The sequence below is a fragment of the Microcoleus sp. K5-D4 genome (assembly GCF_036704575.1).
GTDB lineage: Bacteria > Cyanobacteriota > Cyanobacteriia > Cyanobacteriales > Microcoleaceae > Microcoleus.
On the sequence record NZ_JAUBSD010000014.1, the window covers coordinates 32,532 to 53,034 of the forward strand.

18 protein-coding genes are annotated in these 20,503 nt (G+C 46.8%); 4 read left to right on the forward strand and 14 right to left on the reverse strand.

Going from position 1 to position 20,503, the window contains the following annotated elements:
- Nucleotides 1-29 precede the first annotated feature (29 nt).
- The 6 genes from QUA77_RS06735 to QUA77_RS06760 all read right to left on the reverse strand — a co-directional run bounded on the left by QUA77_RS06735 (nt 30) and on the right by QUA77_RS06760 (nt 6,226).
- Nucleotides 30-404: an HNH endonuclease gene (locus tag QUA77_RS06735; RefSeq protein ID WP_333449636.1), complete on the reverse strand. Its 375-nt coding sequence runs from the start codon at nt 402-404 to the stop codon at nt 30-32.
- A 75-nt stretch (nt 405-479) separates the two neighbouring features.
- Nucleotides 480-1,103, reverse strand: coding sequence for a heme-copper oxidase subunit III (locus QUA77_RS06740; RefSeq protein WP_333062934.1), 624 nt, complete (start codon nt 1,101-1,103; stop codon nt 480-482).
- 122 nt (nt 1,104-1,225) lie between these two features.
- A complete protein-coding gene (gene ctaD / locus QUA77_RS06745; protein ID WP_333039685.1) occupies nt 1,226-3,031 on the reverse strand; it encodes a cytochrome c oxidase subunit I in 1,806 nt (601 codons plus the stop codon).
- Nucleotides 3,032-3,109: 78 nt separating this feature from the next.
- Entirely contained in the window at nt 3,110-4,111 is a 1,002-nt protein-coding gene (locus QUA77_RS06750; RefSeq protein WP_333449637.1) for a cytochrome c oxidase subunit II, read from the reverse strand.
- A gap of 221 nt (nt 4,112-4,332) precedes the next feature.
- A complete protein-coding gene (locus QUA77_RS06755) occupies nt 4,333-5,091 on the reverse strand; it encodes a class I SAM-dependent methyltransferase (protein WP_333449672.1) in 759 nt (252 codons plus the stop codon).
- 97 nt (nt 5,092-5,188) lie between these two features.
- Complete coding sequence (locus tag QUA77_RS06760) at nt 5,189-6,226, reverse strand: LD-carboxypeptidase (RefSeq protein WP_333449638.1); 1,038 nt, start codon at nt 6,224-6,226, stop codon at nt 5,189-5,191.
- A 73-nt stretch (nt 6,227-6,299) separates the two neighbouring features.
- Between QUA77_RS06760 and QUA77_RS06765 the strand changes: the two genes are divergently transcribed.
- Together QUA77_RS06765 and QUA77_RS06770 are read left to right on the forward strand one after the other, a co-directional pair.
- On the forward strand, nt 6,300-7,733 hold the full coding sequence (locus QUA77_RS06765) for a carotenoid oxygenase family protein (RefSeq protein WP_333449639.1): 1,434 nt from the start codon (nt 6,300-6,302) through the stop codon (nt 7,731-7,733).
- Nucleotides 7,734-8,493: 760 nt separating this feature from the next.
- On the forward strand, nt 8,494-9,315 hold the full coding sequence (locus QUA77_RS06770; protein WP_333449640.1) for an SDR family NAD(P)-dependent oxidoreductase: 822 nt from the start codon (nt 8,494-8,496) through the stop codon (nt 9,313-9,315).
- Nucleotides 9,316-9,578: 263 nt separating this feature from the next.
- Here the strand turns inward: QUA77_RS06770 and QUA77_RS06775 are convergent, their stop codons facing one another.
- The 3 genes from QUA77_RS06775 to QUA77_RS06785 form a co-directional block, all read right to left on the reverse strand.
- Nucleotides 9,579-9,812 carry a type II toxin-antitoxin system RelE/ParE family toxin gene (locus QUA77_RS06775; protein WP_333449673.1) on the reverse strand — a complete coding sequence of 78 codons (234 nt, stop codon included), beginning with the start codon at nt 9,810-9,812 and terminating at the stop codon, nt 9,579-9,581.
- 71 nt (nt 9,813-9,883) lie between these two features.
- Nucleotides 9,884-10,159: a type II toxin-antitoxin system ParD family antitoxin gene (locus tag QUA77_RS06780; RefSeq protein WP_333449641.1), complete on the reverse strand. Its 276-nt coding sequence runs from the start codon at nt 10,157-10,159 to the stop codon at nt 9,884-9,886.
- A gap of 33 nt (nt 10,160-10,192) precedes the next feature.
- Nucleotides 10,193-13,492, reverse strand: coding sequence for a CHAT domain-containing protein (locus tag QUA77_RS06785; protein ID WP_445302064.1), 3,300 nt, complete (start codon nt 13,490-13,492; stop codon nt 10,193-10,195).
- A gap of 150 nt (nt 13,493-13,642) precedes the next feature.
- Between QUA77_RS06785 and QUA77_RS06790 the strand changes: the two genes are divergently transcribed.
- Nucleotides 13,643-13,906 (forward strand): hypothetical protein, encoded by a 264-nt coding sequence (locus QUA77_RS06790; protein WP_333449643.1) that lies wholly within the window; start codon nt 13,643-13,645, stop codon nt 13,904-13,906.
- 29 nt (nt 13,907-13,935) lie between these two features.
- On the opposite strand, the gene tsaB is transcribed toward QUA77_RS06790, so the two are convergent.
- The 3 genes from tsaB to QUA77_RS06805 form a co-directional block, all read right to left on the reverse strand.
- On the reverse strand, nt 13,936-14,799 hold the full coding sequence (tsaB, locus tag QUA77_RS06795) for a tRNA (adenosine(37)-N6)-threonylcarbamoyltransferase complex dimerization subunit type 1 TsaB (RefSeq protein ID WP_333449644.1): 864 nt from the start codon (nt 14,797-14,799) through the stop codon (nt 13,936-13,938).
- Between the two features lie 2 nt (nt 14,800-14,801).
- A complete protein-coding gene (locus tag QUA77_RS06800; RefSeq protein WP_333449645.1) occupies nt 14,802-16,514 on the reverse strand; it encodes a serine/threonine-protein kinase in 1,713 nt (570 codons plus the stop codon).
- A gap of 263 nt (nt 16,515-16,777) precedes the next feature.
- Nucleotides 16,778-17,026, reverse strand: coding sequence for a Ycf34 family protein (locus tag QUA77_RS06805; protein ID WP_006632635.1), 249 nt, complete (start codon nt 17,024-17,026; stop codon nt 16,778-16,780).
- Between the two features lie 108 nt (nt 17,027-17,134).
- Here QUA77_RS06805 and QUA77_RS06810 point away from each other — a divergent pair, with 108 nt between their 5' ends.
- Complete coding sequence (locus tag QUA77_RS06810) at nt 17,135-18,385, forward strand: CCA tRNA nucleotidyltransferase (protein WP_333449646.1); 1,251 nt, start codon at nt 17,135-17,137, stop codon at nt 18,383-18,385.
- Between the two features lie 127 nt (nt 18,386-18,512).
- On the opposite strand, the gene QUA77_RS06815 is transcribed toward QUA77_RS06810, so the two are convergent.
- Complete coding sequence (locus QUA77_RS06815; RefSeq protein WP_333449647.1) at nt 18,513-18,860, reverse strand: DUF952 domain-containing protein; 348 nt, start codon at nt 18,858-18,860, stop codon at nt 18,513-18,515.
- A 19-nt stretch (nt 18,861-18,879) separates the two neighbouring features.
- Nucleotides 18,880-20,472, reverse strand: coding sequence for a CocE/NonD family hydrolase (locus QUA77_RS06820; protein ID WP_333449648.1), 1,593 nt, complete (start codon nt 20,470-20,472; stop codon nt 18,880-18,882).
- Nucleotides 20,473-20,503: the final 31 nt, after the last annotated feature.

Genomic DNA, 20,503 nt, shown 5'->3' on the forward strand with positions numbered 1-20,503 from the left:
GTCCCGGAGTATATATCTGATTTCTGGCCCTACGATCGAGCTTTTTTGCCGCGTACTTGAATACGTTTGTCGGTTTTTTGTTTCTTAATCCAACAGACAAATTTCTGGAGTTCAGGGTCATTTTTGAGCTTTTCCAGGGTGTCGAGCTCTTGGGCGAGGTGTTTGTTGTCAAATAGAGAGTGAATCTGGCGGTGACAGGCTGAGCAAATGTCGATTGTCTGGCTTGGATCTTCGTTTTTCCGCTTGGTGTTTTGTTTGGGGATGAGGTGATGGGCGGTTAATGCTTCCATTTGTCGATCGCACAATTCGCACTGCATAATTTTCTCAATGCTGCTGGATAAGAGAATTGCTACTTTTAGTTTAGCGCGATCGGCTTTGAGGAGGTGAATGAAAGGCGATCGCACTCTCCAAACAATAAAAAAACCCCCAATTGGGGGTCGTACAAATCTCTTGTGGCAGAGGTCGAGAAGCCTCTGGGATCACAAAATATACAGCAGCAAAAACAAAACAATCCAAATCACATCGACAAAGTGCCAGTAAATCTCAGTCGCTTCGATTCCAAAGTGGTGCTCGCTAGAATAATGGCCTTGCGCGCGCGATCGCCACACCACCGCCACCATAAACAGCACTCCCAAGGTAACGTGCAAGCCGTGAAAAGCAGTCAAAACGTAAAAACAACTGGCATACAAATTAGTCGTCAAGCCAAACTCTAAATGAGCGTATTCGTAAACCTGACCGAACAAGAAAACTGCGCCCATAGCAATAGTTACGAGCAACCAATTCCGCATTCCGGCGGCATCATTCTTTTTAATTGCAGTATCCGCATTGTGAATCACAAAACTGCTAGCAATCAGAATTACCGTATTGATTCCCGGCAGCAATAACTCGCGCTCCGGCGTACCTTCAGGAGGCCACACGGGGGCCATCGCCCGATAAATCAAATAGGCGGCAAACATACCGAAAAATATCATGCCTTCAGCGCACAGGAACACAATTACACCTAACATTCGGTGGTCGGGATGCTCGACACCGTGTGCTTCTACTTCGCCCTCGTGGTGGTAATTTAGGGCTGTTTTTGTCGGATCGATCGCTGGAATTTGCATAAGAAATTGGTAATGAAGAAGTCAGTTGTCAGTTGGCAGTTGGCAGTTGGCATTAGTCATCAGTCATTAGTTAACAGTCAACAGTCAACAGTCAACAATGCCTAATGACTGATGACTAATAACTATTCGCCATCTTGACTTTCATCAGCAGGAGAATCAACATTTACCTCTGATTCAGGAGCGACCAAAGTTGCAGTACCGCCAAAGAAAGTTGAAGCTTGAGCCTCCGCAATAGGAATACCTGTTTTCTGGGTATTGCGGGTGGCATTTTCCCTCAGCTTGAGCCTGAGACGTTCCCCTGTATTCTGAATTTTTTCCATGCCGTAATCGTAAGGCCCCGTTGCCAATACCGGCACTCCTTCAAAATTTTCGATGGGGGGCGGCGAAGTCGTCATCCATTCCAAACTCAAAGCTTGCCAAGGATTGTCACCTGCTTTCGGGCCGTACCTCCAGCTCCAAATCACATTAATGATAAACGGGATTGTAGACACTGCCAGCATATAAGCACCGACAGTACAAATGACATTAATTGTGGTAAATTTCGGGTCGTACATTGCCACCCGCCGGGGCATTCCTTGCATACCTAAAGCGTGCATCGGCAAGAAAGTTACAGTAAAGCCAACATAAGTTAAAACAAAGTGAACTCTACCCCAAAATTCATTAATCATCCGCCCCGTCATTTTGGGGAACCAGTGGTAAAAAGCAGCGTAAATGCCAAACACTGAGCCGCCAAACAGCACGTAGTGTAGGTGAGCGACGACAAAATAAGTGTCGTGAACGTGAATGTCGAAAGGTACGGAAGCCACCATGATTCCGGTGATGCCGCCGAGCACAAATGTTGAGATAAAACCCATCCCAAATAGCATCGCGCTGACAAGCCGGAGTTTTCCTCCCCAAATAGTTGCCAACCAGCTAAATATTTTAATCCCAGTTGGTACGGCGATGATCATAGTCGTGATCATAAAAAACATCCGCAGCCAGCCGGGAGTGCCGCTGGTAAACATATGGTGCGCCCACACGATCAAGCCCAAAAAGCTGATCGCGAGACTGGAATATGCGATCGCCAAATAACCAAAAATTGGCTTGCGCGAATGCACCGGCAAAACTTCTGAAATCACCCCGAAAAAGGGCATAATCATAATGTAAACTGCCGGGTGCGAATAAAACCAGAATAAATGCTGGTAGACGATGGGATCGCCGTTGCCTGTCGGGTTAAAAAATGCCGTCCCCGCTAACAAGTCAAACGACAGCAAAATCAAAGCTGCGGCTAAGACTGGAGTAGCAATCAAAGTGAGCGCTGAAGTCGCAATCATCGCCCAGCAAAACAAAGGCATTTCATTGAGACTCATGCTCGGAACGCGCATGGTAAAGATGGTAACGGCAAAATTCACCGCCCCCAAAATCGAAGAAGTTCCCAGAATCAAAACGCTGAGAATCCAAATTTCTTCCCCCGCTTGAGCAGTAACTAAGCTCAAAGGCGGATAGGAAGTCCAACCCGCCTGTGGAGCTCCCACCAAAAAACTGCTCAACAGCAACACGCCGCCTACGGGAATCAGCCAAAAGGCAAGGGCATTCAGTCTGGGAAATGCCATGTCTTTTGCCCCAATCATTAAGGGGATCAAAAAGTTAGCAAATCCGGCTCCGGCGGGTACGATCCACAGGAAGATCATCACCGTGGCGTGAACAGTAAATAAACTGTTGTAGAGTTCGGGGGTGACAAAATCGGCGTCGGGGGTGGCGAGTTCTGTTCGCACCAAAGTTGCCATCACGCCGCCGATTAGATAGAAAATAAATGTTGTTACCAGGTATTGAATACCGATGACTTTGTGATCGGTATTAAAAGTGAAGTAGTCGCGCCAATGTCTATCAGCGGGCGCTGTTCCGCGAGCCTCAGTGTTTGCACTTTCTTGGAACTGTGCTTGTGTCATAGTTATTAGTCATTAGTTATTAGTCATTAGTTATTAGCTCAGGATAAAATACCCAGTGGCCAGAACTAATGACTATTTTTAGTGATGAGTTGGGTGAAGTTGTTCTAGGGCTTCGGAATTAATTTTTATTTCCCTGACGTAGGGAGCCAAAAATTCACCGTCTGACAATTCCCCAGGATTGACTGCAACTGCTTGGTCTAAGTTTTGACTGCTAGCAACTTGCTGGCTTTGCAGCCAAGTGTCGAATTCTTCTGGCGTGTGAACGACTGCTACAGCTTTCATCGCTCCGTGATAAGCGCCGCACAATTCAGCACAAACAACCCGGTATTCGCCGGTTTTAGTTGGTGTAAATCTCAGTTCGCTCGGCCGGCCGGGAATTGCATCTTGTTTGAGGCGAAATTCCGGCAGCCAAAATGCGTGCAGCACGTCTTGAGCTGAGATATTTAGCTGTACGTCGCGGTTGACTGGCATATGCAGTTCGCCGGAACTAACGCCGCTTTCTGGATAGCTAAAAATCCAGGCGTACTGCAAACCTGTGACATTTACAACTAAGTCTGCTGGTTTGTCTTCATTTTCTGGGGAAGCGCCTACGCCTAAAGCAACGAGTTTTTGAGATGGAATTTGAGGGGCGTTTTGGGGTGTATCTGAGAGTGTGGCTGCGATCGCACTTCCCCGCATTTTAGAGTGCGCTTGCATGGTGCCGTGGTCGTGATTTCCCATCGGATCGAGGCCGCCCATTGAGTTGTAAATCTCAAAACTGTAGACTCCGATTCCTAAAATAATCACCGCCGGCACGGCTGTCCAAAGAATTTCTAAGGGAAAGTTGTCATGCCAAGGCGGCCCGTCTGTGTTGTCTCCTTGACGGCGGCGATATTTAATTGCAGCAAAGATCAGCACTCCCTGGACCATGATAAATAATCCAGTGGAAATGGTCATCATTGTATTGAATAGTGCGTCTATGTCGGATGCTTCGTCAGAGGCGGCGATCGGCATCAAACCGTGATTCTGCCCGTACCAGAGACTGATCAGAGTCACTACGATGCCGGCGAGCATGGTGAGGATGGAACTTGGAATGTTCACGCTGGTACTTCTTAATAGCGACACTTCTTCGCTTGAAAAATGAAGGAAGCGCCTCTGGGTTATCAATTTTTAATTGTAAATGGTATTTTTAGTAAAATGTCTATCTTAAGGGTTACTTAAGGCTTAGTATGTTTGACCGAGCGATCGCGAGCCTCAAAAATACGTCTTTTGTACCTTGACAAAAATGAGTAAAAATGGTACACAATCGCTCTGTTTGGCTGCTAAATTTGAGATGGTTTCTCAAACACCATCAAATGCTGCTGGGGTAACATATCTTTTGTCTCTTTCCATACTAAACCGACGGCTGCCATTTCTTTTTTCACCTGCTTCTGCGTCATTTTGTGCAAACCTTTAATGGGAATCAGCGGGTTTTCGCCGCGATACTCGATCGATACCGTGCGGCCTCCCGGTTTGAGTGCTTTCACAATTCCTTGCATCATTTCTCTGGGATATGCAAATTCGTGATAAGCATCGACCATCACAACTAAATCTACGCTATTTTCCGGTAAATTCGGATTGTCGATACTGCCCAAAACTGGCTCAACGTTAGCAAGATTTTTTTCTTGTTTATTCAATTTAATAAAATCAATCATTTCCGGCTGCACGTCAACTGCTAAAACCTTTCCTTCTGGAACTAAGGGAGCGATGCGAAAGCTAAAATATCCCGTTCCCGCTCCAATGTCTGCTACAATATCGGTTGGTTTTAAATCGAGATTGTTGACTAATCGAGCTGATTTTTCTTCCATGCCGCGAGACGGTCTTTCTAGCCAACCAGCGCCTTGATATCCCATGACTTGAGCAATTTCTCGACCCATATAAAATTTGCCGATGCCGTCGGGATTGTGGACAGTTCGCTGCTGGTAAATTGGGTCGCCATTAGCGGTTTCACTTGCTGCTGCACAGGCATTGAGCGGCAACAGGCAAATTATTGCTAAGATAATTGCTGCTAGATGTTGGAGGAATAGTCGGTTTTTCACGATCGTCCTAATTGTATGTTTAATTTTTTCATTACCAGGCTCTGCGCGGTAATGCAGGAGCAGAGCAAGAGCTTCGCGAATATCGAAAATAGTTTAAGATTTAGCTGACAGCGGATTCTAACAATTTAATTGTACCAGAGTCAGCGTCGATTTCGACTTCTTGACCGATCGGCAAAGTGAACTTATCCCGAATGTGTCCCACCATTGAACCGTACCACGCGGGAATCTTCAAGGGGCGAATGTGGTCGGACAAGACTTGAGGTAAGGTTAGCGATTCTTGGGGTTTTTCAGCTTCGCACTTGGTACAGTCTCCGAAAATAAAACCGGATATTTTATCGAGAATGCCCGCTAATTTGAGCTGCGTCAACATTCTATCGATGCGATAAACTTCTTCGCCCACTTCCTCGACAAACAAAATACAATTTTCCCATTCCGGCAAATAAGCCGAACCCACCATTGAGGCTATTACTGATAAATTGCCACCAATTAGTTTTCCCCTAGCTCTTCCGCCCGTGATTGTTTGAACTTGTACGGTTTTGGAGTTTTGCATCGTAACAGAACCTCCGTCAAACAAAACTTTTTTGAGGTAATCTACTGTAAAGGGACTCCAAGTTGAGGCACCTAAAGGGCCGTGAAAAGTAACTATATTAGTTTTAGCATAAATCGCCAATAACAGCGCAGTAATATCGCTGAATCCCATAATAATTTTGGGATTGTTGCGGATAATATTGTAATCCAGGAGCGGCAATATCCGACCGCAGCCCCAGCCGCCCATCCCGGTAAAAATAGCTCGCACTGAGTCATCGGCAAAGGCTGCGTTGACATCGGCGGCGCGATCGGCATCCTTGCCGGCTAAATAGCCGTAGCGGTCGTAAAAATGCTCTCCCAATTTAACTTTTAAACCCAGCTTTTCCATAACTTTAAAAAAATCCTCGATTTCTTTTTTGTAGTTGAAAGCGGCAGGATTGATTAAAGCTACAGTATCGCCAACTTGCAGGCGGCGCGGCTTCACGATCGCACTTTTGGGAGATAGGTTGGTTTGCGCGATCCGATTCGAGGGCTTCGCTAACGGCACAAGCTGAGTACCAATAGCAGTCAGCCCAAAAGTTGTCAGCAGAGCACGGCGGCGGAGAGTCATAGCTGTTAGGTAATTTTTGCTATAATTGTAAAGGAAAATTTCTGCAATATCAGTTTAAAATTGCCAGTTTCAAATGAAAACAGACACTAAAATCTCAGCTCAAAAATCTTGGGCTCAAGCTTTAGCCCGTCCGGCTGCGGAATTTCCGCTGACTCAGTTATCCGTTAAAAGCGGTAAAATTCCTGCAGGATTGCGCGGCAGTCTCTACCGCAACGGGCCCGGACGTTTGGAACGCGGCGGTGTTGCTGCGGGACACTGGTTTGATGGCGACGGTGCAATTTTGGCAGTACATTTTACCGATGTCGGTGCTACGGCTGTTTATCGCTACGTGCAAACAGCGGGATATCTAGCTGAAGAAAAAGCTGATAAATTTCTCTACAGTAATTATGGCATGACAGCACCGGGCCCTGTGTGGTTGCGGTGGACTAAAACTGTTAAAAATGCTGCCAATACTTCTGTTTTAGCTTTGCCCGATCGCCTTTTGGCATTGTGGGAAGGTGGCCCGCCTCACCGCCTCGATTTGCAAACCCTGGAAACTCAGGGAACGGACGATTTAGGCAGTTTAGATAGTAAATTTGTTTATTCTGCTCACTGCAAGCGCGACCCGATTACTGGCAATATTTTCAACTTTGGAATTACCAACGGTGCGACTACAAAGTTGAATCTGTATAAAAGCGATTTTACGGGCAAAGTCGTGCAACAATCAACATTTGCTTTAGATGGAATTTACGCGCTCCACGATTTTGTTTTTGCGGAAAAGTATCTGATATTTTTTATCCCGCCGGTGCAAGTCAATTTTTTGCCATTGTTAACGGGAATTAGCAGTTATAGCGAGTCGTTTAAGTGGAAACCGGAGTTAGGTACTCAGATATTAGTTTTTGACTCAGAAACTCTATCTTTAGTTAGTCGCGGCGAAACCGAACCTTGGTTCCAGTGGCATTTTGCTAACGGTTTTGTCAAGGAAGATGGTTCGGTGGCTGTAGATTTTGTGCGCTTCGCTGACTTTCAAACTAATCAGCGACTGAAAGAAGTAGCGGCGGGCGAAACTCGCACCGATGCGGAGGGGACTCTGTGGCGGGTGCATCTCAATCCTCAAACTGGCAAAGTGACAGCAGCCGAAGAATTGTTGGATCAACCTTGCGAATTTCCGACGGTACCTGCTTCACAAGTAGGGCAAGACTCACGATATATTTATCTGGCAATGTATCGGCCTGACGTTGATATTGTACCGGAACGTTATGGTGCGATCGCCCGTTTCGACACGCAAACCCGCAATCTCACAATTGCCGACTTGGGCGAAAATCGCTATCCCGCAGAGCCCATCTACGTTCCAGATATTTCCTCGGAGAAAGGTTGGATAGTAACAGTTATTTACGACGGCAATTCTGACAGCAGCGAAGTCTGGATATTTGACAGCGACGGACTTTCTGATTCCCCTGTTTGCAAGCTAGAATTGCCCGGTGTCATACCTTTGGGCTTTCACGGCACTTGGAAATCGGCAGTATGAGAAAATTGTAAAGAAGTGTTGCGGAAGATTTATTAAAAATTGTTGCCGCTTTAACTTCTAGTTGTTAAGGTGTGTGTAGATAGGAAATTCTCATATCTAGGAGGTGTGGAATTGATAATCTGCATTGCTCAATTATCCTGTGCCAATTCGCACGAATCCCCGGCGATTTTAAGTCGCGGTTGCACAGGATATCGTCTGCCTCTGCGGACTAAAAAAAGAGGGGTAATTAAGCCCTGGCGAATAACCAATCCCGGCGAATATTCCCGGCGAATAAATTCGCGGCTGCACAGGCAAAATCCGCCTCCACGGAGTGAAGAAAGAGGGGTTCTCCAACCCCGCTCAATGACCAATTCGCGGATCGCCAATCCCAGGCGAGTTTAATTCGCGGCTACACAGGCAAAGTCCGCCTCCGCGAACTGAAGAAACAGCGGTAATAAAGCCCGCTTGACCATGATTTCCGACTCGGTTTTCTCATCTCAGCTTGGTCTGCTGGAATGAGGTTAAAAGACCAGATATTGGACTGATTTCTGGCAAACCCAAAGTAAAGTTTAGTTCAACTCACGCGCACGTTAGCGATTCAACAGTTTTTAGTTTTGAGTTAACCCCACAAATAGATGAGGTCTATCGAAACAAGATAGCCTTTTCAACAATTATGAATTATGAGTTGTTATCGCCAAAACATTCAACTCATAACTAATAATTCACAACTCACAACTCATAACTCCGTGCCGCGATGAGCATCAACCAAAAGGTTTAATCTATGCAACTTCAAGGAAAAACAGCTCTTGTTACAGGAGCTTCGCGCGGAATTGGGCGATCGATCGCCCTGGAATTAGCGAGACAAGGAGTCAAACGTTTGTTGATTGTGGCCCGCAACCGCAGGCAATTAATTGAACTGGCAGAGGAAATCGATCTTTTTGGCACAGAAGTAGTGCCGTTAGCTTTGGATTTAACTCAGTCAGTAGCGGTGAATATTGCGATCGCCCAAGCTTGGCGAGATTGCGGCCCGATCCACCTGCTAGTCAACTGTGCGGGTGTCGCGCACCAAGCATCTTTCTTGCGTTCGCCACTGCCGTTAATCGAGGAAGAAATCGCCTTAAATTTGCTGGGAACCTACACAATTACCCGCTTGATAGCTCGGCGAATGGCGACTCAAAAAGAGGGAACAATCGTCAATGTTTCGAGCTTGATGGGAAAAATTGCCGCTCCCACAATGGCCACTTATTCTGCTACCAAATTTGCGATTTTGGGATTCACCCAAGCTTTACGCAGCGAGTTAAGTCAGTACAACGTTCGAGTCACAGCTTTATTGCCCTCTCTAACAGATACCGACATGGTGCGAGACTTGGAACAATTTCGCTGGGTAGTGCCCACAACTCCCGAAAAAGTTGCCCTAGCACTTGTCGCGGGATTGCACAAAGATGCGCCGGAAATCTTAGTAGGATATCAAAGTCATCTAGCAGTTTGGTGTCACCGAATTGCGCCTTGGTTGCTGGATTTTGTGTTGCGGATGGCGACTCCAGAACTTCGGGATAAATCGCGGGGCCGTAAATTGCGGGAGGCTTTAGCTAGCGGGCGATAAACCTTTTTATGGGCGGGCTTTCCGGCCCAACCCCTACTCCCCACAAGAAAACTCATTCTTTGTGGAACGGGCATCTTGCCCGTTCCTAAGCGCACCTTACATTTAGCAAACACTCTAACTGTTAGTCATATCGTTTCCGGTTGCATCGGAATGATATAGAGGACACGGCAGTGCCGTGTCCCTACCCCCATTAATTGTAGGGACACGGCACTGCCGTGTCCTGACTGTGAGTAATATTAATTCCCATGCTACCGGATTTGATATCAGTCATCCTCCTCAGAAAATAGCGACCGTAAATCCCGTTCTCCCTTCACCACCCTGATAATTTCAATTCCACTGTCTATCGCCCGATAAAGAATAATGTAACCCATGAGAGGAAGCCCCCGCACAGAAGCAGCTAGTTCCTCGTAACTACGGCCCATATTAGGAAAGTTAATTAAATTGCGACACTTGCGATTGAACTCCTCGACAAACTGTTCTCCGGATTCAATATTTATAGCTGCAAAGTAATCCTAAATTTCATCTAAATCGATCCTCGCTTCTGGAGAAACAATGTAGCGACTCATCTTTAGTTCTCCCGCATTTTCCGAAATTTTTCCTGCAATCTTGCTATGACTATTTCTCCATCAATCCCTTCACCGCGATCGAGTTGATCTATTCCTGTTGATACTTTTGGTCGCGTTTCTTCTACCCATTTGTGATAGCTGTTGCTCTCTTTGGGCTCACTCTTGTCGGCTAGGAGTTCTAATGCCGCTGCGATTACCTCCTCCGCCGAAGGATATCTGCCACTTGTAACTTGTGCTTCTATGAATTTTTGCTGCTCAGGCTTGAGAGTAATTTTCATGGGGTTTACCTCTGAGAACCTCTAACTATTATATCATTTCCACTCCCCTTGCAAGGTAAAAGCAGCCCAATAATAGGGAGATTTCCATTTTTCCTGCTGCATCATTTCCATCTGTGCCGCCCTCAAAGCTGCCGCCGGCGCTAATTTTTGTTGCACCATTTTTTGATAAAACTTTTGCATTAACACAGCAGTCCCTTCATCATCCACACTCCACAAACTCACCGCCACCCGCTGAGCACCTGCATACATAAAACCCCTCGTTAATCCCACCATTCCTTCGCCTTTAACATTCTGTCCCATTCCCGTCTGACAAGCACTTAAAACCACTAAATTTGCCGCTAATTTCAAGTTGAAAATATCCGTGAGACGCAAAAAACCATTGACAAAATTGCCTTTGTCATCTATCATCGACATCAGAATTCCTGACAGTTCGGGATTTTTGCTGTTGGCAAGGCCGTGGGTGGCAAAGTGAACGATTTGATAATTGGCTAAACTGCCATCGGTAGCAGTAGTGCGACTGGCATTAAAATCAAGTATTTGACTGCTAGAAGCTGAGGGGAATAAGCTGGATATTGTTTGGGCTTCTTTGCGGGTAAATGGGAGGCGTTCGGGCGGCCATTGCCGATTAGAAGCACGAAGCGAGCGATTTAAACCCAGGTTATTTGCTTCTAATTTTTCTGTCGTTGCTTGGGTAAGTTGTCCTTTAACTCTTTCATCGTCTGGACTGAAAACAGGATCTGCTAAAATTGCTAAAGTTTGGCCCGGCGGTTTTCTATTTCCGTAATTTTTCCTGAGAATGGCGAGACTTGAGGCGGAAGGCAGGGTAATAATTTCATGTGAGACAATTAAGGGAACATTGGTATTTTGTCCCCGGGTTTGGTCAAGAGTTAACGCGAGAAAAGGGGTATAGTGCAGCACGCCGTCGGGAACAATTAATAAGCGTTTATTTCCTAATTTGGCTGCTGCGGGCTGTAAAATTAATTTGCCCAGATTGGCACTCGCTTCGGCAACTTGTTGGGGAATATCTCTCTGAATTCGGCTAGTTACTGCGTCTTGAAATTTGCGGGCTGCTGTTTCAATGTGTGCGCGTTTTGGCAATTCATAGCTAGTTAGCCCGGTTGATGTCACTACCCACAAATAACTGCGGTTTGTGCCAAGGGAATACTGCAATAAAATCGTGTTTTCATCGAGAATCTGTTTTTGAATTTCTGGCAGCGTTAAAGGTTGGGGTTGGGTGAGGGCAGCGTAGCGGGGGCTGGCGCTACGAATCTGGGTTTGAATTTGCTGATATTGTTCCAACAGTGCGAGGCGCTGTTTGTCGATTTCAGCGATTTTATTTGCGTTGGGGTTGGGGGTGCTGACTGCTTCGATGCGCTGCTTTTCAATGGCATCGAGTTGCTGTTGCACCCTCTTTTCTTGTTGCAGTAAATCGGGGGAAATGCCTTCGCGAATGTTGGCGTTACTTTCAAAGAGGAGTTCGAGGAGACTGCGGGCCCTCGAACGTTCGCTGGCTTCTAAGGCTTTTGTATCATAACCGGATTTAGGATTAGTTTTATGCAGTTGCATTAACAAATCGATGTAGAATTCGTAGTAGTCCTGAACTGTCGCAAAGTATGAGCTGCGGAGTTCAGGGCTGGCAATTTTGGTGCGGAGATTTTCGATTATTTTGAGAGAGGATTCAATGTCGTTGAGGGCTTCGCTAAGATTGTTTTGATCGCGTTTGTCATAAGCCATATTGTAAAGGGTGACAGCTTCCCCAGAGCGATCGCCTACTGCCCGAACTAGGGGAAGCGACTGGCTGTAATACTCTAGCGCTTTCTGTTTTTCTCCCAAAGCTGAGTACACACTGCCGATGTTGCTGAGGGTGGTAGCTTCCCCACTGCGATGGCCTATTGCTTGAGACAGGGGAAGCGACTGGCTGTAATACTCTAGCGCTTTCTGTTTTTCTCCCAAATCTGAGTAGACTAAGCCGATGTTGTTGAGGGTGGTAGCTTCCCCGCTGCGATGGCCTACTGCCCGAAATAGGGGAAGCGACTGGCTGTAATACTCTAGCGCTTTGAGTTTTTCTCCCAATTCTGAGTACACCTCGCCGATGTTGTTGAGGGTGGCAGCTTCCCCACCGCGATCGCCGACTGCCCGACTCAGAGGAAGGGATTGGCTGTAATATTCTAAAGCTTTCTGTTTCTCTCCCAATACTGAGTAGAGATTCCCAATGTTGGTAAGGGTCGCAGCTTCTTGCGAGCGAGCGCCGACAGCACGAAACACGGGAAGGGACTGGCTGTAATACTCTAGCGCTTTTTGCTGCTCTCCCAATACTGAGTAGAGATTCCCAATGTTGTTGAGAGTGATAGATTCTTGCGAGCGATCGCCGATTGCCCGACTCAGGGGAAGCGACTGGTTGTAATACTCTAGCGCTTTTTGTTGCTCTCCCAATCCTGAGTAAACAGCCCCAATATTGTTGAGGGTCAGAGCTTCCTGTGCCCGATAGCCCACTGCCCGACTCAGAGGAAGCGACTGGTTGTAATACTCTAGCGCTTTTTGTTGCTGTCCTAATCCTGAGTAAAGGAAACCAATGCTGTGAAGGGTCATACCTTCCCCACGACGATCGCCCACAGCCCGATTCAGAGGAAGAGACTGGTTGTAATACTCTAGCGCTTTTTGTTTTTCTCCCAATCCTGAGTAAACTAAGCCGATTTTGGTGAGGGTGATAGCTTCAAGGGAGCGATTGCCCACAGCGCGAAACAGGGGAAGGGCCTGGCTGTAATACTCTAAAGCTTTTTGTGGCTCTCCTGAGCCTGAGTAGACACTGCCGATGCTGATGAGGGTGGTAGCTTCCCCATTACGATCGCCCAGGCCCCGACTCAGGGGAAGAGACTGGCTGTAATACTCTAACGCTTTCTGTGGCTCTCCTGAGTCTGAGTAGAGAGTGCCGATGCTGGTGAGGCTGCGAGCTTCCCCGCCGCGATCACCCAGGGCCCGACTCAGAGGAAGGGACTGGGTGTAATACTCTAGCGCTTTCTGTTTTTCTCCCAAATCTGAGTAGACTTTGCCGATGTTGCTGAGGGTGATAGCTTCCCCGCCGCGATCGCCTACTGCTCGAAACAGCTTTAATGCTTCTTCCCACTTGGCTATCGCACCTCTTAAAGCTTCCGCCGTTCCTTGATTATAGAGTTCTAATCCTTCAACATATACTTTTTGGGCAGCCTCGCTACTGTTAGTTTGTGCTGTTTGTACGGCTTTACCAACAGGCACGGCTGCTGCCACTGGCTGACTTAACTGAAGCGAAAGTGCGATCGACATACCAGCCAAAAACCATTGAGTGCGATCGAACATAGCCAGCCCTTTTGTATTTGCTTCAATCTTACTCACTAGCCTGCTTAGTGTAAAGGCAGGAAGAAGTAAGGGCGATCGGCATTTTTGCTAAAGTTAACGAGTAGTGCGATTCCCTGCAGGATCGCTACGCCGCGCGTACTTTTTCCCAGCATGAACAACATCCCAACTACCCCCGATCCCGTAACCAGCCACTGGGATTGCCCCGAATGCGGCGGCACCGGTATCCTCAGCCCAGAAATTTGCCCTGTTTGTCTCGGAGCAAAATACATCGATCTCGCTACAATAACGAACTGGATGCTCGATTTTATGGAATCTCGCGGCTGCGATCGAGCTGAGATCGATCGATTGCGAACCGAAAACCCAGACCCCCTAACATTAACTTTTTGCCTCGAAGTTTGTATCGCCCTTAAATAAACAATTTACCAATTCCCTATTCCCAATATTCAGTGTCCCTTAACCGGATGTTGCCCGTAAAAAGGCAAAGCCTCCGACCAATCAGGGCGACTTCCTTGTTTCCACTCCAAATAAGCCAATTCCAACACACTAGAAACCGACCAACCCAACTCGCTACCAACTTCAATTAACTGATAAGAATTCCCCCAATTATCCAACTTTTCCTGCCAAGATTCAGGAGTCATCACCGTATCAGGAAACAACTCAGTTAAACCCGAATCTTTGTTAACTGAATAAACCGCCCCAAACAATTGTCCCCGCTGTGCAGGCATTTGCAGCGCCATATCCTCTCTCAAAAGCCCCCCCTTGTAGGGGCGGTGCCCTCGTGCCCGCCCTGGTTGGGACTGGGCGGGTTCATTTTCTTGTAGGGGCAAACCCCCCGTGGTTGCCCCGATGCCTGAAATGCCCATGAAATCATCTGTGGGTGGGGGCGGGCACGGGGGCACCGCCCCTACAAAATCGCGGGGAGGTTCAGTATTCAAAAGCCCCCCCTTAGCAAGGGGGGGTTGGGGGGGTTCCGCCCAAGCGACAGCCGCCAAAGTTGAAATCGCAAAAACCGGAATATCCAACTGTTGGGCCAAAGTCCGCGCCGTCACCATACCCATCCGAGTCCCCGTGAAACCTCCGGGCCCCTTCGCCACCGCAATAAAAGCCAAATCCGCCCAAGTTTGCGGCTGAATAAACTCAACTAAATACTGATGCAAATGAGTTGCTAAATCGCGATCCAAATTCCAAGTTTGGCAGCGAGAATCCCCCGCAAAATTGCTGATGGCTAAACCGAGTTCGCGACTAGCTGTGTTCAGGGCTAAGCCGTATTTTTTAACTGATGTTCCGTCTTGGGGATTGCTATTCACGATTACTGATAATTTTCCTTAACAAAAAACAGCGGCAAAGCCACAACTAAGCAACCCAAAAGAATGCCAAATATTCCCGTATTTAAAATCCTGGAATTCCCCATGCCACCAGTCATCAAAAACAGCACAACTAAACTTGCAAATAAATTTTTATTGGCAAATTCTTTGTGTTGGGAAACTTGATGCTTCACCGCCATAAAACCAGAAGAAACTATTAGCGCAAACCAAGAATTAAAAATGACTATTTGAGATCCAAAGATAAACCAAACTAAGGCAAACATTAGCGCATCTATCCAAAAATCCTGAGTTTTCAACTTCGGCAGCCAAAATTCTTGGGTAGTAACAGGGGCGATTTTCTTGACTAATTGATTGTGTTGCAGCCGCACGAGTTTGTTTCTCAATTTAATCTTGGGATCGATTTGCAATATTTGCTTCCACTCCGGGCGGCGAGAATTGTTGACTCTTCCCAACAGCTTCACGGCTGCGACTTTATTTAACTGCAAATCGGTGAGTCTGGTGGCAATTATTTGAGATAAGTGCGGATAGTAAACGGGGTTGTCTTCGGTTCTGTTGATGACGATATTGAGCTGTTGCTTGGCTTGACTGACTTGGATTGTAACATTGTACGGGGCGATCGCCTCTTGCAAAGCTTGCTGAATTTCGGCTTGCTCTTGGCGAGTGAAAAGCGACACACCGGGCGCGGGTGTAAGCACCCGTTCTGCGGGCGTTTCCGGCGCGTCTAGCACAGGCTCTGCGTCTAAATACACCGGTTTGGGGTTCAAGTGCCGGATGACTGCTGATGCTGAACTGTAGCGCCGATTGGTGGCACTTTGAAGCATGGTGTCGAGGATGCGGCCGAAATCGTCGCTAACAGCAGTCTTCAAATAATTTCGCCAAGCCCAAGAATCCTCTGTACTGTCGAACAAATCGAAGGGAGGAATTTCAGTCAGCAAGTGAATGCAAGTAACGCCCAAACTGTAGATATCGCTGGCAAAAACTGCTTTCCCCATCAATTGTTCTGGGGCTGTATAAGCCGCACTGCCGATGATTGTACCAGTTTGCGGCAAGCCGGTTGCTGTTACTTTCTTAGCTGCACCAAAGTCTACTAAAACAATATCTTTTTGGAAAGGAGAGGGTTGATAGGAATTTTCTAAAGCGGGTAAAGGGGCTGGAGATAGCCGGCGGCGAATGATATTTTCTGGTTTAATATCGCGGTGAATGACTTTGGATTTGTGGACGAAGTGGAGCACTGGCAATAAATCGTTGAGGATTTGCCGAATTTGAGTTTCGGTGAATGCTCCTTTTTGTTCTAATTCTCTAGCTAGGTTTTTGCCGTCTATAAATTCTTGTACTAAATACTGTCTCCCGTCTTGTTCAAAATGCGCGATTAATTCGGGAATCTGGGGATGTTTTCCCAATGTTTCTAGCTGGGCTGCTTCTTGGTGAAATAGTTGAGCGGCTTTTTCTGCTGCGGTATTTTGCGGGAAAAATTGCTTGATTACGCACTGCGAAAAAATCAGGGGTTTGGTTTCATCAACTGCTAGAAATGTTCGGCCGAAGCCTCCTTGCCCGATCGGCTTTATGGTTCGGTATCGAGATGCTGATGGCGTTTCTGCGTCAATAGTTAACAACAATTTTGAGCCGCAACTTTGGCACAATTCTGCATCCCCTGGGTTTTGCGGATTCTGACAAGTTGGGTTTAAGCAATAGCACATTGGATTTTAGATTTTAGATTTTAGATTTTAGATTTTTAATTTGGAATGGGGAAGGGGGAATGGGGAATGGGGAATTGGGCATTGGGAATTAAAAATTAGGAATTGAATATTGGAAAGGAAAAATTAAAAATTAGGTAAAAAGAAGAAATAAGAAAAGGAGATCGTTTTATTTTTTTCCTTCTTCCTTCTTCCTTCTTCCTGACATCCGTTACATCCGTTACAGAATCCGTTGCCGAACTTCCTTCTTCCCTCTTCCTTCTTCCTTAAGTCGGGACGAGTTCGCCTGGCCGCAATTTTGCCCATTTGCCGGTCTCTTGCTTGAAACTCTGACACCCGACTACATCCCATTCCATTTCAATTTCGTCTTGGCGGGGGCGGATGTTGACGTTGATGGTGGGTTCTACGGGGTCGAAATCGGGTGTTTCGGTGAGGTGAAGCTGTTCGTGCTGTTCTTCTACGGCGTGGTAGGTGAAGCAGCGGTCTACATAGTGGCAGTTAATACAAATACACATTCTTGATATCCTCTGTGCATTTCAAAAAGATTGGTGAAAATTGAGCTTTCTGTTAATCTAGCGTAGCAAGAGTTTTATTGTTTGTAAGGAAAGTAGATTTTTGTTGCAATGCCGATTAATTTGCCCTCTTCATTATCTCCTGATACTTGGCCGTTTGATTTGGAACTGCTGACACCGCCTGCTTATCTGGTGGGCGGTGCGGTGCGGGATGCGCTGCTGGGGAGGCGATCGCACTATTTTGATTTGGATTTCGTTATGCTAACACGGGCGGTGAAAACTGCTCGAAAAATTGCCGATCGCACGAAAGGTGGATTTGTCTTGTTGGATGCGGAACGCCAAATTGCGCGGGTGGTATTTGCGGGCGGTACGGTGGATTTGGCGCAAGCGGAAGGGGGGAGTCTGGAGGGGGATTTGTTGCGCCGGGATTTTCGGATAAATGCGATCGCCTACAATCCTTTTACAAGAGAAATCATCGATCCTTTGGACGGTCAAACTGATTTGCGGTTGGGTGTGCTGCGGATGATTTCGCGGTCAAATTTGGAGGACGATCCGCTAAGGTTATTAAGAGCTTACCGCCAAGCGGCGCAGTTGGGTTTTGCGATCGAACCTGAAACTCAATCGGCGATTCGGGAATTAGCACCGCTGTTGAGTCGGGTAGCGGTGGAACGGGTGCGGACGGAATTGGGTTATTTGTTGAGCAATCCTAACGGTGTTCCTTGGATTTGTCGCGGTTGTGAAGACGGTTTGTTTTCGATTTGGTTTGAAAGTGCGATCGACCGTTTTGATATTTTGACAAAAATTGACGCATCTGCTGACAAATTAGCGGCAATTTACCCGGAATTAGGGAAGGAATTCGGGCATCAGATTCGAGATACAATTAAAACGCCTTTGTTGGCTGTCGCGAAGCTGGCTATTTTGGCAGATTCTGACCCGACAATGGCTGAAGCCCAGTTGCTGCGGTTGAAGTACAGCAATGCTGAGATTAAAAGTGCGATCGGTCTTTTGAAATACTTGCCACAATTGCAAGCCAAACCTATCGCGGAAATGTCTTTGCGAGAACAGTATTTTTTGTTTCGGGATGTGGGAATAGTATTTCCCGTTTTAGCGGTTTTAGCAGTGGCGGCGGGAGTTGCGGTTGAGGATATTTCACTATTAATTAATCGCTATCTTGATGCTGATGATATTATTGCTCATGCCACACAGTTAGTTAGCGGCAATGATTTAATGGAATATTTGAAATTGCCCCGAAGTCCGCGCATCGGTCAAGTGTTAATGGAGATTCAATTAGCGCGGGTGGAGGGGAGAATTGCGACTCGCGAAGATGCGCTGAAATTGGCGGCAGAGTTGGTTAATCAGTAAGTTTAAATTGATATATTGCAGAAATTAGAACGGGCAAGATGCCCGTTCCACAAAATTTAACTTTCCCGTGGGGTGGGCTTCTAGCCCGCCCTAAAAAGTTAGTTTACAAGGCTAAAAAATCAGAATATTAAACAACATTTTTTAATTCTTCCGGCAATTCAAACTTGCCATCGGCAGCCGGTTCAAACTCAACAACTTTCAACACAGCATCAACATTCAGCGGCCCGTAAATGTGGGGGTAATTTTCACCGGCGGCATATTCATACTTAACTTCAGCTTGCACTTTGTCCGAGTCAATCCAAAGCAGCAGCAATTCTGTTTGTCCCACAAAAAACTTATTAGCAGATCTAAGAACTTGTGGCAGAGTCGAACAGTGGATAAATCCTTCAGTATCTAGCGTATCTCCGCGATAGGATTGAACTTGTTTTGCTTGTTCCCACTTTTGGCTGCTGGTGATGTGAAAAATAATGCTCATAATTGAATAAGTTCTAGGTTTAATTGAGAATTGGCAGCAAAATTTGAGACGGACAATTCCCGCCACAACTTACTGTCAGCGTGATAATTTTAGCATCGATCGCCCGCGCTTCACCGTCCGGCGCACCCGTTCCCGGATTCACGCCGTAAGCGGGAAAACAAGCCGCACTCAAACTCAGACGCAGCGCATTACCTTTGGCAATTTGCATACAAGTTGCTTGCAGCACAATTCTTACAGGTATTTCACCTGAATTCACCCGCACGTAACCTTGAGTAAAATTGTAGACGCTGCCGCTATCTTTTACCTCAGAAAGTATGGCACACAAATCAAAAGTCGGCGCATCTGCCGTACAAAATACTTCGACAATTATATCTCCAGCTAAGTGCAAATCTGCTGTTAGCGGTGCCGAAGTGTATGTTAACACATCGGTGCGGCAGTCAATTGTCGATCGCTCGATCGCACCTGCAGGAAATGCAGCGTGACCTCCCAAGGATGGCACCGGCCGCCAAGGATCATGTACGAATATATCATCAGTGCAAACATCCGGGCCACTCTCTGTTAAAATACCCGCATCTTCTCTCATCGCGGCAAGTCCATTACTTGCTAAAAAATAAGATTTATGATTATTATTAGGCCATTTATCAAATTTCCGCCAATCATTCCTCCCCATCTCAAATAGCGAAATAGGCAGATCGTCTAATATTCCTGTATCAACTCCTTTGAGGAAGCGCTCGAACCAGCGAATTTGCAACTCATCCACAGGATTTGAAGCTGTAAAGCCATAATCCAACGCTCCCACTTTTCGCCCCCAAGGTAAATGCGCCCAAGGGCCAATTATCAAATGCTGCGGACAGGAACTCCGGCTCGCCATTTCCTTGTAAAGATGAATTGTTCCCCGCAAATAAGTATCAAACCAACCGCCAATGTGCAGCATTGGCAAGTCTAAATTTTTGATGTTTGGCGATAACTTTTCCCAATACTCGCTCGGTCGATAATTATCCAACCAATCGTGATAATATGAGTCTGGGGCCAGATTTTTAATAATCTCAGGACGCGCCGGCACGCTATCGTATAGTGGGAGATTTCTCGAAGCTGCATAAAAGGCTTGATAGGCAGAAATATCGGCTTTTAAGCGAGCGGTTTCGGCGGCTAGCTGAATTGCCCAGCCGAGATTTGATTGCAGACAAAATGCGCCGCCTTCATAGGCCCAATCAGCGTATAAATTGCAGCCTACCATTGCCGGACAAATTGTGATTAATGCGCTGGGTTTAGCAGCCGCAGTGTAGAGTTGAGTCATGCCTTGGTAGGAAAAACCGTACATTCCGACTTTCCCGTTACTTCCCGGCAAATTAGCAGCCCAATTGACGCTATCAAACCCGTCTTGTGTTTCGCTAACAAAAGGGTTAAATTCGCCTTCGGAAGTGCCGCGTCCCCGCACGTCTTGGATGACAACGATGTAGCCGTGTTTGGCGTACCACGCGGGATGGGAATATACTACTGTAGAGGCGATCGCCCTTCCGTAAGGTTGCCGCATTAATAATACTGGAAATTTGTCCTCCGCATCGGGGCGGTAGATGTCAGCATCTAAACGCACGCCATCTTTAGTTAGCATTGACGCTGTTTCTTTCGGACAAAGTTTCAGC